Annotated in this window: 12 protein-coding genes; all 12 read left to right on the top strand. The window is 64.2% G+C overall.

Annotated elements, in window-relative coordinates:
• Positions 1–558, top strand: a 558-nt coding sequence (locus VF497_RS14250) for an alpha-isopropylmalate synthase regulatory domain-containing protein (RefSeq protein ID WP_330889850.1), incomplete at its 5' end; no start/stop codon positions are given.
• Between the two features lie 118 nt (positions 559–676).
• A complete protein-coding gene (locus VF497_RS14245; protein ID WP_330889848.1) occupies positions 677–1,618 on the top strand; it encodes a branched-chain amino acid transaminase in 942 nt (313 codons plus the stop codon).
• A 1-nt stretch (position 1,619) separates the two neighbouring features.
• On the top strand, positions 1,620–3,035 hold the full coding sequence (leuC, locus tag VF497_RS14240) for a 3-isopropylmalate dehydratase large subunit (RefSeq protein ID WP_330889846.1): 1,416 nt from the start codon (positions 1,620–1,622) through the stop codon (positions 3,033–3,035).
• The gene (gene leuD / locus VF497_RS14235) at positions 3,032–3,610 is read left to right on the top strand and encodes a 3-isopropylmalate dehydratase small subunit (protein WP_330889844.1); all 579 of its coding nucleotides are present in this window, start codon (positions 3,032–3,034) and stop codon (positions 3,608–3,610) included. The genes leuC and leuD overlap by 4 nt, the downstream gene beginning before the upstream one ends.
• 22 nt (positions 3,611–3,632) lie before the next feature.
• The gene (gene leuB, locus VF497_RS14230; RefSeq protein WP_330889843.1) at positions 3,633–4,700 is read left to right on the top strand and encodes a 3-isopropylmalate dehydrogenase; all 1,068 of its coding nucleotides are present in this window, start codon (positions 3,633–3,635) and stop codon (positions 4,698–4,700) included.
• Positions 4,700–6,370, top strand: a complete 1,671-nt coding sequence (gene ilvD / locus VF497_RS14225; protein WP_330889841.1) for a dihydroxy-acid dehydratase — start codon at positions 4,700–4,702, stop codon at positions 6,368–6,370. Before leuB ends, ilvD begins: the two co-directional genes overlap by 1 nt.
• A gap of 55 nt (positions 6,371–6,425) precedes the next feature.
• Complete coding sequence (gene ilvC / locus VF497_RS14220; protein ID WP_414706908.1) at positions 6,426–7,418, top strand: ketol-acid reductoisomerase; 993 nt, start codon at positions 6,426–6,428, stop codon at positions 7,416–7,418.
• 162 nt (positions 7,419–7,580) lie between these two features.
• Entirely contained in the window at positions 7,581–9,476 is a 1,896-nt protein-coding gene (gene ilvB, locus VF497_RS14215) for a biosynthetic-type acetolactate synthase large subunit (RefSeq protein ID WP_330889839.1), read from the top strand.
• Positions 9,476–10,003 carry an acetolactate synthase small subunit gene (gene ilvN, locus VF497_RS14210; protein ID WP_330889838.1) on the top strand — a complete coding sequence of 176 codons (528 nt, stop codon included), beginning with the start codon at positions 9,476–9,478 and terminating at the stop codon, positions 10,001–10,003. The genes ilvB and ilvN overlap by 1 nt, the downstream gene beginning before the upstream one ends.
• A 358-nt stretch (positions 10,004–10,361) precedes the next feature.
• Positions 10,362–11,255, top strand: a complete 894-nt coding sequence (locus tag VF497_RS14205; protein ID WP_330889836.1) for a hydroxypyruvate isomerase family protein — start codon at positions 10,362–10,364, stop codon at positions 11,253–11,255.
• Positions 11,256–11,287: 32 nt separating this feature from the next.
• Positions 11,288–12,094, top strand: a complete 807-nt coding sequence (locus tag VF497_RS14200; RefSeq protein ID WP_330889834.1) for a DUF1080 domain-containing protein — start codon at positions 11,288–11,290, stop codon at positions 12,092–12,094.
• Between the two features lie 18 nt (positions 12,095–12,112).
• Positions 12,113–13,477 carry an MFS transporter gene (locus VF497_RS14195; protein WP_330889832.1) on the top strand — a complete coding sequence of 455 codons (1,365 nt, stop codon included), beginning with the start codon at positions 12,113–12,115 and terminating at the stop codon, positions 13,475–13,477.
• Positions 13,478–13,574 lie beyond the last annotated feature (97 nt).

The raw sequence follows: 13,574 nt of genomic DNA, 5'->3' as shown, positions 1-13,574 counted from the left end.
GGCAAGCACGCCTTGCGCGATCGTCTGAAATCGCTCGGCTACGAGGTCGACGACGCCCAGGTCGAGGAAATCTTCCCGCGCTTCAAGGCGCTCGCCGACAAAAAGAAAGAGGTGTTCGACAGCGATCTCGACGCGCTCGTGCTAGGCCAGGACCCGGCTGCGCTCGGCCCGTGGACGCTGGAGCAGATGCACGCGACCTCGCATCTCGGCGGCGGCGCCTCGGCTTCGATGCGCCTGCGCCACGAGGACGGACGCAGCGTCGGCGAGACCGAAGGCTCGCTCGGCGACGGCCCCGTGCACGCGATGCTGCGCGCGATCGAGCGCGCGACCGGTACGACGCTCGACATTTCCGACTTCCAGATCCGCTCGCTGAGCTACGGCGCCGATGCGCAAGGCCGCGCGACGTTGACGGTCAACCACGGCGAGCGCGAATTGATCGGCCGCGGTGTGTCGACCGACATCGTCGAGGCCACCGCGTTCGCGGCGCTCGAGGTAGTCAACCGCATCGAGCGGATCAAGCTCGGCCAGGCGCTGCCGCTGGTGGCGAAATCGGCATGAAACACAGGTTTTCGGCGCGGCGCGCAGGGGATAGGACGTAGAATTCACCTACGGCGAGGCGTTTCGCTCGACCCATCACCCGTATCCAAACCGCTTCAGGAATTGCAAAGGACCCACTATGGCAAACACAGAATTCATCTGGCACAACGGCAAGCTCAAGCCCTGGAACGAAGCGACCGTGCACGTCACCGCGCACGCGCTGCATTACGGTTCGTCCGTGTTCGAGGGACAGCGCGTCTACGCGACGCCGCAGGGTCCGCAGCATTTCCGCCTCGCCGACCACACGCGCCGCCTGTTCGAGTCGGCCAAGGTCTACGAGATCGAAGTTCCCTACACGTTCGATGAGATCATCGCCGCGAACAGCGAAGTCGTCGCCGCGAACAAGATGAAGTCGGCCTATCTGCGTCCGCTCGTGTTTCGCGGCGCCGGTCCGCTCGGCGTGTTGCCGAAGGAAGGCTCGAGCGTCGACGTCTGCATCATCGCGATGGAGTGGGGCGCCTATCTCGGTGATGCGATCGAGAAGGGCGCCGACGTCTGCGTGTCGTCGTGGAATCGCGCGGCACCGAACACGTTTCCGTCGTGGGCCAAGGCCGGCGGCAATTACCTGTCGTCGCAGCTGATCGGTCTTGAAGCCAAGCGCCACGGCTACCACGAAGGCATCGCGCTCGGCTACAACGGCTTGCTCAGCGAAGGCGCGGGCGAAAACCTGTTCATCATCCGCAACGGCAAGATCACCACGCCGACGACGAGCGCGAGCATCCTCGCCGGCATCACGCGCGACACGGTGATCACGCTGGCCGGCAAGCTCGGCCTTGAGGTGATCGAGCGCGACCTGCCGCGCGAGGCGCTGTACACGGCCGACGAAGTCTTCATGGTCGGCACCGCGGCAGAGATCACGCCGGTGCGTTCAGTCGATCGCAAGCCGGTCGGCGAAGGCAAGCCCGGACCGATCACGAAGGCGTTGCAGAAGGCGTTCTTCGGCCTGTTCAACGGTGAGACCCGCGACGAATGGGGCTGGCTGACGCCAGTGTCCACGGACCAGAAGAAGGCGGCTGCGTAACATGTCCACGGCTCCGCAAACCCTGCTCGACAAGATCTGGAACGCGCATCAGGTCGCCGCGGAAACCACGGCGACGCCAGCGATCCTCTACATCGACCTGCACCTGGTGCACGAAGTCACCTCGCCGCAGGCGTTTGCGGAGCTGCGTGCGTGCGGGCTCAAGGTGCGGCGTCCCGATCGCATCGTCGCGACGATGGATCACTCGACGCCGACCTTGCCGCCCGACGCGAACGGCAAGCGCCCGTATCTCGACAAGGCGACCGAAGCACAGGTCGCCGCGCTCGAAGCGAACGCGAAGGAGTTCGGCGTCGAGCTGTACGGCTGGAACAGTTCCAACCGCGGCATCGTCCACGTGATGGGACCGGAACTTGGCGCAACCCAGCCCGGAATGACCATCGTCTGCGGCGACAGCCACACTTCTACGCACGGCGCATTCGGCGCACTCGCATTCGGCATCGGCACGACCGAAGTCGGCCACGTGCTCGCCACGCAGTGCCTCCTGCAGCGCAAGCCGAAGTCGCTCGCGATCACGGTGAACGGCAAGCTCGGCAAGGGCGTGACCGCGAAGGATCTGATCCTGCACATCATCGGCAGGATCGGCATGAACGGCGGCACCGGCCACGTCATCGAATATCGCGGCAGCGCGATCGAAGCGCTGACGATGGAAGAGCGCATGACCGTGTGCAACATGTCGATCGAGGCCGGCGCCAAGGCAGGCCTGATCGCGGCCGACGCGGCGACGTTCGAATTCCTGCGCGGGCGCGAGCGCGTGCCGAAGGGCGCGGATTGGGATGCAATCGTCCAGCGTTGGAGCGAGTTCAAGTCCGACGCCGGCGCGAAGTTCGACCGCGAAGTCGTCATCGACGCGGCCGAGGTGAAACCGAGCGTCACCTACGGCACGAATCCGGGCATGGTGATCGCACTCGGCGCGACGGTGCCGGCGGCGAAAGACGCGCTCGAACAGCGAGCCCTCGACTACATGCATCTCAAGGCAGGACAGGCCCTGCTCGGCGAAAAGGTCGATGTCGTCTTCGTCGGCAGTTGCACGAACGGGCGCCTGTCTGATCTGCGCGCAGCCGCGAACGTGCTGCGCGGACACAAGGTTGCCGACGGCGTGCGCATGCTCGTCGTGCCGGGTTCGGAGCAGGTCAAGATCGAGGCCGAGAAGGAAGGGCTGCACGAAGTCATTCGCGCCGCCGGCGCCGAATGGCGCGAGCCGGGCTGCTCGATGTGTCTCGGCATGAACGGCGACATCGGCAAGCCGGGCCAGCTCGTTGTCTCGACCAGCAACCGCAATTTCGAAGGCCGCCAGGGGCCGGGCGTGCGCACCGTGCTCGCGAGTCCGCTCGTCGCGGCCGCATCGGCGCTGGCCGGCGTCGTGGCCGATCCTGCCCAATACGTTTCCGAAGCCGCATGAATCCGCTGACCCACATCCATTCGCGCACCGCCGTGCTGCCGTTCGAGAACATCGACACCGACCGCATCATCCCGGCGCGCTTCCTCACCACGACCGAGCGCACCGGTCTCGGCAAGTCGTTGTTCAACGACTGGCGTTATCTCGCCGACGGCGGCGAAAACCCCGATTTCGCGCTGAACAAGCCCGAGGCGCGCGGCTGCGAGATTCTTGTCGCGGGCCGCAACTTCGGCTGCGGTTCCTCGCGCGAGCATGCGCCGTGGGCGCTGACCGATTACGGCATCCACGCGGTGTTCTCGAACGAGATCGCCGACATCTTCCGCGGCAACGCGCTGAAGAACGGTCTGCTCGCGGTCGTGCTCGCCGATGCCGATCACCAGTATCTGCTCGATCATCCTGGCATTGAATTGAATGTCGATATCGCTGCGCAGACGATCACGTTGCCTGACGGCAAGCGCATCGAATTCCCGCTGGAGCCGTTCGCCAAGCATTGTCTGCTCGCGGGCGTCGACCAGCTCGGATTCCTGCTGCAGCACGAAGCGCAGATCGCGGCGTTCGAGCAGGCGCGGGCAGCGTAATTCCAGAACAGAAAGGCAAAGAATGAAAGCAAAAATCACCCTGTTGCCGGGCGACGGCATCGGTCCCGAAGTCGTCGCCTCGGCAGTCGAAGTGCTGAAAGCCGTAGCGGCGAAGCACGGCCATGATTTCGCCTTCGACGAACAGTTGATCGGCGGTGCGGCGATCGATGCGCACGGTAGTCCGCTGCCGCTGGCGACGGTTGCGTCGTGCAAGTCGGCCGACGCCGTGCTGCTCGGCGCGGTCGGCGGCCCGAAGTGGTCCGATCCGAATGCGAAGGTGCGCCCGGAGCAGGGTCTGCTCGGCCTGCGCGCGACGCTTGGCGTCTACGCGAACCTGCGTCCCGTGCGCGTGCATGCGAAGTTGGCGAATCTCTCGCCGCTGAAGAACGAGAAGCTGCAGGGTGTCGACCTGTTGTTTGTTCGCGAGCTGACCGGCGGCGCCTACTTCGGCGCGAAGACGCGCACGGCCGACACGGCGACCGACGAGTGCAAGTACACCGCCGCCGAGATCGAGCGCGCCACGCGGCGCGCGTTCGAGTTCGCGCGCGGACGCAAGAAGCACGTCACCCACGTCGATAAGGCCAACGTGCTCGAGACCTCGCGTCTGTGGCGTTCGACGGTCGAGCGCGTCGCCAAGGACTATCCTGACGTCAAGCTCGAACACCAGCTCGTCGATTCGATGGCGATGCTGCTGCTGACGCGCCCGTCGGCCTACGACGTGATCGTCACCGAAAACCTGTTCGGCGACATCCTCACCGACGAAGCCGCAGCGCTCGCCGGTTCGCTCGGCCTGCTACCTTCGGCCTCGCTCGGCGACGGCAAGGCGGGCCTGTACGAGCCGATCCATGGCTCCGCACCCGATATCGCTGGCAAAGGCTTGGCGAATCCGCTCGGCACGATCCTGTCCGTGGCGCTGCTGCTGCGCTATTCGCTCGGTCTCGAAGCCGAGGCGAAGGAAGTCCAAGCGGCGGTCGATGCCGTGATCGAGCAGGGCACGCTGACGCGCGATCTCGGCGGCAGCGCGAACACGGCGGAAGTCGGCGCGGCAGTGCTTGCCCAACTCGGCGCGCAGCAGAAGGAAGCTGCGTGATGCCGAACGAAGAAACAACGCTGCGCAGCGATGTGATGAAGTCCGGTCCGGATCGCGCGCCGGCGCGCGCGATGCTGTACGCGACCGGGCTCGACGAAGCCGCGATCAAAAAGCCGCTCGTCGCCGTCGTGCACACCTGGTCGAACGTGTCGCCGTGCAACCTCAACCTGCGCGAACTCGCCGAGCACGTCGCCGAAGGCGTGCGTGCGGCGGGCGGCACGCCGATCGAATTCAACACGATCGCGGTCACCGACGGCATCGCGATGGGCACGCCGGGCATGCGCGCCTCGCTGATCAGCCGCGAGGTGATCACCGATTCGATCGAACTCGCGGTCGACGGCCACTCGCTCGACGCGATGGTCGTGCTGTGCGGCTGCGACAAGACGATTCCGGCGGCGGCGATGGCGCTCGCGCGCCTCAACATCCCGGGCGTCGCGCTGTACGGCGGCAGCATCGATCACGGCACGCTCGACGGCAAGTCGATCACGATCCAGCAGGTGTTCGAGGCCGTCGGCGCGCATGGCGCCGGCAAGATCGATGACAATCGGCTGCACGACGTCGAAAGCAAGGCGTGTCCTGGCGCCGGCGCCTGCGGTGGCCAGTTCACCGCGAACACGATGGCGATGATGCTGATGACGCTCGGCCTGTCGCCGCTCGGTTTCAACGACGTCGCCGCGACCGATCCGTACAAACGCGAAGTGGCCAGACGCTGCGGCGAAATCGCGGTCGAGAATCTGAAGCGCAACCTGCGTCCGCGCGACGTGCTCAGCCGGACCTCGTTCCTCAATGCGGCGCGCGTCGCCAACGCAACCGCAGGTTCCACTAACGCAGTGTTGCACTTGCTCGCGATCGCGGGCGAGGCCGAGGTGCCGCTGACGATCGAGGATTTCGAAGCCGCGTCGAAGACGACGCCGGTGATCGCCGACCTCATGCCGGGCGGCAAGTACACCGCGATCGAGATGACCGCGGCGGGCGGATTGACCCAGGTATTACGCGAGTTGCGCGCGGCCAAGCTGATCGAAGACGCGCCGACGATGACCGGCAAGACGCTGTTCGAGGAAATCGACACGGCCGCGCCAGCGCCGACCGGTCAGCAGGTTGTCGTGCCGGTGGAGAAGGCGTTCAAGCCGCGTGGCGGCTATTCGATCCTCTACGGCAATCTTGCGCCCGAAGGCTGCGTGCTCAAGCTCGCCGGCAAGGGCAAGCTCAAGTTTTCCGGTCCGGCGCGCGTGTTCGAGAGCGAGGAAGACACGTTCAAGGCCGTGCAGGCCGGAGAGATCAAGGCCGGCGACGTGGTCGTGATCCGCAACGAAGGTCCGGCCGGCGGACCCGGCATGCGCGAGATGCTCGCCGTGACCGCGGCGCTGGTCGGGCGCGGGCTCGGCGACGATGTCGCATTGATCACCGACGGCCGCTTCAGCGGTGCGACGCACGGCTTCATGGTCGGCCATATCGCGCCAGAGGCGGTGAAGGGCGGCGGCATCGGCCTGCTGCGTGACGGCGACACGATCGTGATCGACGGCGAACGTCGCGTGATCGAGACCGACGCCGACCTCGAGACGCGGCGCAAGGCTTGGGTCGCGCCCGAACCGAAGGTCAAGCGCGGCATCCTCGCCAAGTACGCGAAGAGCGTCGGCTCGGCATCGCGCGGCGCGGTGATGGAAATCTGAATTTTTTACCCCTTCCGAAACTTGTTTGCTTTTTATCTTTGTGGAGAAATCGAAAATGTCTACCGCTACCCCCACCATCACCACCGCGGCGCTCGAGAAGTCGAAGATCGCCATCCTCGGCTACGGCAGTCAGGGCCGCTCGCATGCGCTGAACCTGCGCGACTCGGGCCTTGACGTGATCGTCGGCCTGCGCGCCGGCGGCGCTACGGCCGCGACGGCCAAGGCCGACGGCTTCACCGTGGTCGAACCGGCTGAAGCGGTGAAGCAGGCTGATCTCGTCGCCGTGCTGACCCCGGACATGGTCCAGCCCGACCTTTACGTCAACGCGATCGAGAAGAACCTCAAGCCGAACGCGGCGCTGCTGTTCGCGCACGGTTTCAACGTGCACTTCAAGACGATCGCGCCGCGCGCCGACATCGACGTGATCCTCGTCGCGCCGAAGGGCCCGGGCCATCTCGTACGCACCGAGTACGAAATCGGCCGCGGCGTGCCGTGCCTGTACGCGGTCTACCAAGACGTCACCGGCAAGGCCAAGGACAAGGCGATGGCCTACGCTGCCGGCCTCGGCGGCGCGCGCGCGCTGCTGATCGAAACCGACTTCAAGGAAGAGACCGAGACCGACCTGTTCGGCGAGCAGGCCGTGCTCTGCGGCGGTGCCAGCGAGCTGGTGCAGAAGGGCTTCGAGACGCTGGTCGAAGCCGGCTACCGTCCGGAGATTGCCTACTACGAAGTGCTGCACGAGCTGAAGCTGATCGTCGATCTGCTCTATCAGGGCGGCATCACCAAGATGCTGACCTTCATTTCCGAGACCGCGCAGTACGGCGACTACGTCAGCGGCCCGCGCATCGTCGATGCGGCGACCAAGGAGCGCATGAAGGCGGTATTGAAGGACATCCAGGACGGCACCTTCGCCAAAAATTGGACCGCCGAGTACAAGGCCGGCCTGCCGAACTACAAGAAGTTCAAGCAGGCCGATCTCGACCATCCGATCGAAAAGATCGGCGCGCAGTTGCGCGAGAAAATGGTGTGGCTCAACCAGCAAAAGTGACATTGCTTACCTTCTCCCGCCGGGAGAAGGTGGCGCGGCAGCGCCGGATGAGGGAAAAGCCTCGCACGAATCGCTGCCGCTTCAACATTTGCAATGCCTTTCCCTCATCCGCCCTTCGGGCACCTTCCCCAGTGGGAGAAGGGAAGATAGAGAGCAAAGACCGTGAACGCACAACTGAAACCGTCACAGATACCGAATACGCATCCACAAGGCACGCATCCGCTTGCCGGCAAGAACCTCAGCGGCGCGGACATCGTCGTACAGGTGCTCGCCGACGAGGGCGTCGATGTCGTATTCGGTTATTCGGGCGGTGCGATCCTGCCGGTCTACGATGCGGTGTTCCGCTACAACCACGAGCACAAGCGTACCGACGGCAGCGAGCCGCTGCCGCTGATCGTGCCGGCGAACGAGCAGGGCGCAGGCTTCATGGCGCAAGGCTATGCGCGCGCGTCGGGCAAGGTCGGCGTGGCGATCGTCACTTCGGGTCCCGGTGCGACGAACACGGTTACGCCGGTGCGCGACGCGATGGCCGATTCGATTCCGATCGTCGTCATCTGCGGCCAGGTGCCGACGGCGGCGATCGGCAGCGACGGTTTCCAGGAAGCGCCAATCAGCAACATCATGGCGGCCTGCGCCAAGCACGTGTTCCTCGTCACCGACGCGGCCAAGCTCGAGGCGACGCTGCGCTCGGCGTTCGAGATCGCGCGTACGGGGCGACCGGGGCCGGTCGTCGTCGATATTCCGAAGGACGTGCAGAACACCAATCTCGTCTTCGACGGCGCGAGCCGGCTGCAGCTGCCGGGATATCGTGCGCGCCTGGACGACATCGCCAGGTCAGCCTTGGATGACGAAGCGAAGAAGACATTCTTCGATGCGTTCGCCAAGGCCAAGCGCCCGCTGATCTACGCGGGCGGCGGCGTGATCGCTGCCGAAGCCGCGCAGGCGCTGCGTGAATTCGCCGGAGCGTTCGGCATCCCGGTGGTGACGACGTTGATGGGCATCGGCGCGGCTGACACGACTCAGCCGCTGTCGCTGCACATGCTCGGCATGCACGGCACCGCGTTCGCGAACTACGCAACCGAGGATTGCGATTTCCTCATCGCGGTCGGCAGCCGCTTCGACGATCGCGTGGCCGGCGTGCCGAACAAGTTCGCCGCGGGCGCGAAGTTCATCGCCCATCTCGACGTCGACCCGGCCGAAATCGACAAGGTCAAGCGTGTCGACTGGCATCACCTCGGCGACTTGAAGCGCGCGCTCGATGCGTTGCGCGAATACGGCCTGAACGTGTTCGACAAAGGCGGCGGCTCCGATCCGAAAGGGAGGGGCGTGTTCGCGAACTGGCATGCGCACATCGCCGAGTTGAAGAAAACCTATGCGATGAACTTCGACCGCAAGGCCGCCGTTATCCAGCCGTATGCGGTGATCGAGGAGATCAACAAGCACACGCAGGGAAATGCGGTCATCGCGACCGGCGTCGGCCAGCATCAGATGTGGGCGGCGCAGTACTTCGATTTTTGCGAGCCGCGGCTGTGGCTCACCTCGGGTTCGATGGGCACGATGGGTTTCGGCCTGCCGGCGGCGATCGGTGCGGCATTCGCACGGCGCGATGCGATCGTGATCGATATCGACGGCGACGCTTCGATCCGCATGAATCTCGGCGAGCTGGAAACGGTGACCACGTACAACCTGCCAATCAAGGTCGTCGTGCTCAACAACTTCGGCGATGGCATGGTGCGGCAGTGGCAGAAGCTGTTCTTCAAGGGACGCTTCTCGGCGAGCGACAAGAGCCTGCACAAGAAGGATTTCGTCAAGGCCGCGCAGGCCGACGGTTTTCCATGGGCACAACGCCTCGACAAACCGGAAGACCTGCCGCGCGTGATCGCCGAATTCGTCGCGTTCGACGGTCCGGCCTTCCTCGAAGTCATCATCGATGCCGACGCCGGTGTCTACCCGATGGTCGGCCCCGGCATGGCCTATGCCGAAATGATCACCGGCGATTTCATCCCGTCGCGGCAGAAGCCGACCGGGCAGGAAGTCGGTCCGGCGGAGATGTTCTGATGCGTCGCATTATCTCGATCCTCCTGCAGAACGAAGCCGGCGCGCTCGCCCGTGTCGCCGGCATGTTTTCCGCGCGCGGCTACAACATCGAGTCGCTCACCGTCGCGCCCACCCACGACGAAGCCATCTCGCGGCTGACCCTCGTCACCGCGGGCAGCGACGCGGTGATCGACCAGATCATCAAGCAATCGCGCAAGCTCATCGACGTGCTCGAGATTGCTGACCTGACCAGCCTCGACCATATCGAAACCGAATTGCTGATACTCAAGCTCGAAGTGCGCGCCGAAGCGCTCGGCGCCTTCGTCGGCGCGTTGCGCAAGTATCCGCGCGCACAGGTGATCGACATCACCGGCAGCGTGCGCACGATCGAGTTCACCGGCAGCGGCGCCGAGGTCGGCGAATTCCTCGCGGCGTTCGCGAAGATCGGCGAAATCGTCGAACTCGCGCGCAGCGGCACGGCGGCCGTAGAGCGCGGCCTGTCGGTGTTGTCGCACGCGTCGCCACAACTGCGATTGCAGTCCGCATAAGGGTTTTTCGAGCACAAAGCCCTCGTTCGTGCAGCGGCAAGAACGGGGGCTTTTTCTTTTCTTGCTGCAGCGCGGCGTGAAAGAATTTTCGCGATTGTGCAAGTTCTCGTCTTGGCATGTCATCGGTACCACTCTGTCGGGCGCCTCGAAAAACCGTAGCGAGCGAAGAGAATTTGCGCGTCGCCGGAGCGCAGGAACCGGAATGTACTCAGATGTACATGAGGATTCCGAGCACCGCCGGCGCGCAAATTGTCGAGCGCAGTAGGTTTTTCGAGGTGCCCTGTCGAAGCAGGGCCAACCCGGTCACCATTAGAGAAGCCTGCGGGTAGGCTTGAATCGTTCGATAGCGGAGGCAGGCGTGTCATCGGAAACGAAAGTCAGCCATCGGCGCGCCGCGCTGGGCAGGATCGCGGCTCTCGCGGGTGCGGGAATTGCGTCGACGCTGGCGGCGGTCGAGCCGGCGAAGGCGACGCCGGCGAAGGCGCCGGGCCGGCTCAAGCAGTCCCTGTGTCGCTGGACCTCGAAGGCACCGCTGCCCGAACTGTGCCGCAGCCTGAAGGGCATGGGCTTTGCCGGCATCGACCTGATCTATCCGGACGAATGGTCGATCGTGAACGACAGCGGCCTGGCCGTGTCGATGGGCTATGCGAGCCGGCGCGAGAAATTCATCCAGACCGGATTCAACGATCCGGCCAACCACGCACTGCTGCTCAAGGAACTCGAGACGGCTATTCCGCTGGCGAAGCAGGCCGGCGTGAAGAACCTGATCGCGATGTTCGGCAACCGCAATCCGGCGATCGACGAGGGCAGGGCGCGGGAAAACTGCGTCGCCGGCTTGTCGAAGATCGCGCCGCTGGCGGCGGAAAACGGCATCACCATCTGTGTCGAGTTGCTCAACAGCAAGGTCGACCACCATGGCTACCAGGGCGATCACACCGCGTTCGGCGCGGCCGTGATGAAAGACATCGGCTCACCGAACGTGAAGCTGCTCTACGACATCTACCACATGCAGATCATGGAAGGCGACGTGATCCGCACGATCCGCGACAACATCGCCTGGATCGGTCATTTCCACACGGGTGGCGTCCCCGGCCGGCACGAGATCAACGACACGCAGGAACTCAACTATCGCGCCATCGCGACCGCGATCGCCGATTTGAACTACGCGGGCTACATTGCGCACGAATTCTCGCCGACGCGCCCCGACGTATCCGTGTCGCAGGCTGAAGCATTCGGGATTTGTTCGGTGTAACTATTGGATCGATAAAAATGAGAGTTCACGACATGAAAACCCTTGCGTCCGCGATCGTGGCATCGTTTGTTCTCCTGCTTGCATGCAAATCGTCAGCACACGCGCAGGTTCGCGTCGTGGAGAATGCGCCGGAACCGACCGACCCGAAAGCTACCGAGCAGTGGGAGCCGGTGCCGCCGGTGATCACGCCGAGTAATGCCGCGGGCGCCGCGCCGTCGGATGCGATCGTGCTGTTCGACGGACACAATCTCGATCAGTGGGAAACAGTCAAGGACGGCTCGCCCGCACGCTGGAAGGTGCACGACGGCATCGTCACCGTGGACAAATCCACAGGCAACATCCAGACCAAGCAGCACTTCAAGAATTATCAATTGCATCTGGAATGGCTCGAACCCGAAGGGCTTACCGGCGAAGGTCAACTGCGCGGCAACAGCGGCGTGTTCCTCGCTTCGACTGGCAAGGGTGACGAGGGCTACGAAGTGCAGATCCTCGATTCGTTCAACAACAAGACCTATGTCAACGGCCAGGCCGCGAGCGTGTACAAGCAGGCGCCGCCGCTGGTCAATGCGATGCGTCCGCAGGGCCAGTGGCAGGTCTACGACATCGTCTGGACCGCGCCCGTGTTCGCCGCCGACGGCGCGTTGAAATCGCCGGCCTATGTGACCGTACTGCACAACGGCGTGCTCGTGCAGAATCATCGCGAGCTCGCCGGCGAGACCACCTACATCGGCAAGCCGAAGTACAAGCCTTACGCCGAGGCTGCGATCAAGCTGCAGGCGCATGGCGATCCGTCGCCGCCGATCAGTTTCCGCAACATCTGGGTTCGCAAGCTCGATTAATTCTGGGGAAGTGCATCGATGTCGATACCGATCGAAAATTCCATCGCGGGAACGCAAGTGGCGAAGCCGGTCAACGCGTCGCGCCTGTTCGTCGCCTCCTGCCTCGCCTTGCTCGTCACTTCGCTGACGTTCGCGCTGCGCGCGAAGATCGAAGGCGTGTTCCACGACAGCTACGGACTGACCCGCGAAGAGATCGGCTGGGCGTTCGGCCCGGCGTTCTGGGGCTTCGCCGTCGCCACGTTTCTCGGCGGCGCGATCATCGATCAGGTGAAGACGCGCAACGTGTTGCGCATCGCCTTCGTCTGCCATCTGGTCGGCCTCGTCGTGCTGCTGTTCGCCAAGGACAAGACGCTGTTGTTCGCGGCGAACGTGTTCATCGGTTTCGCCAACGGCAGCGTCGAGGCGGCGTGCAATCCGCTGGTCACCACGCTGTTCCCGGACGACAAGACCAAGATGCTCAACCGCTTCCATGTATGGTTCCCGGGCGGCATCGTCGTCGGCGGCATCCTGTCGTGGCTGCTCGTCTCGCAGCTCAATCTGCCGTGGCAGGCGCTGGCCATGGTGCTGTTCGTTCCGCTCGCGCTGTACGGCTGGCTGTTCTTCGGCGAAACGGTGCCCGAGACCGAGCGCGTGACCAGCGGCGTGTCCTACCGCGACATGTTCCGCAACACCGGCGCGCCGTGCACGATCATCGCGCTGGTCGGTTTCATGATACTCGCCACGTCGGTGCCGATCGCGATCGACTTCGGCGCGACTTCGACCTGGGTCGTGCTCGCACTGGTGCTCGTGGCGATCGTGGTCGAGTCACTCGTCGTCAACAAGACCAGCCTGCTGTTTCCGTTCATGGTGTTCTGCATGTTCCTGACTGCGTCCACCGAATTGGGCACCAACCAGTTCACCGGCGCGCTGCTCGACAAGACCGGCATCGATCCGCTGATCGTGCTCGTCGTCGTCACCGGTATCATGGCGCTGGGGCGCTACTTCGCCGGCCCGCTCGTGCACAGGCTCAGCACGGTCGGCGTGCTGCTCGTCTCGGCGATCATTTCCGCGATCGGGCTGTATCTCTACAGCACGGCAGGGGGCACCGGCGCCACGCTGTTCGCGGCGATCGTCTTCGCCGTCGGCGTCTGTTACTTCTGGCCAACAATGCTCGGCTTTGTCTCGGAATACCTGTCGAAGACAGGTGCGCTGGGCCTGTCGGTGCTTGGCGGCGCGGGCATGGTGGGCACGTCGTTCGTGCTGCCGATCATGGGCCACTCGATCGACACCGCGGGGCCGCAGCAGACGCTGCGCTTCATGACCGTATTGCCCGTGATTCTGATCGTCGCGTTCGCGTTGCTCGCACTGTATCTGAAGAATCGGCGCGGCGCCGGTACGCATTGAGTCGTCGGAGCACGACGAGAATTTCTTCATTCCAAGGCAGTCCACAGTTTTCGCAGAGGTAGTACATGCAAACGTTTTCGCGCAGACAGTTTCTCGG

It is taken from the genome of Rudaea sp. (genome assembly GCF_036383415.1).
Classification (GTDB): Bacteria; Pseudomonadota; Gammaproteobacteria; order Xanthomonadales; family Rhodanobacteraceae; genus Rudaea.
Note: the sequence above shows the minus strand (reverse complement) of the source record. Positions and strands in the feature narration are given on the sequence as shown.